This window comes from Psychrobacter sp. W2-37-MNA-CIBAN-0211 (assembly GCF_040309405.1).
GTDB lineage: Bacteria > Pseudomonadota > Gammaproteobacteria > Pseudomonadales > Moraxellaceae > Psychrobacter > Psychrobacter glaciei.
In genome coordinates, this window is record NZ_JBEOOU010000406.1 from 1 (window position 1) to 253 (window position 253).

At 59.7% G+C, this 253-nt stretch carries 1 protein-coding gene; it reads right to left on the bottom strand.

What is annotated here, in order from left to right:
* The coding region (locus AAEY72_RS15670; RefSeq protein ID WP_352311546.1) for a DUF6994 family protein at positions 1-253 on the bottom strand (253 nt) is incomplete at both ends.

The following is a 253-nucleotide window of genomic DNA, read 5'->3' on the forward strand; positions in this document are numbered from 1 at the left end:
GTGTTGGCTCGGTACCTCTCGTATGCCTCGGGCGTGCCCGGCAGTGCAGGTGTCGTGAAATTGTCGAAGGGTGTGAAGAATCTGACCGAGGTGTAGTCGTCGGTGACGAGATCCTGGAGCAGGAAGAAGTCCACGTAGCCGCGGAAGTCCTCAAACAGGCGGAAGAAATCCGCGTGGCGAAGAAGCGCCTGATCGAGCGGGCTTGCTTCGCCTTCGTAGTGGCGGCGAATGCATTCCAGCGTCAGGTCGAACC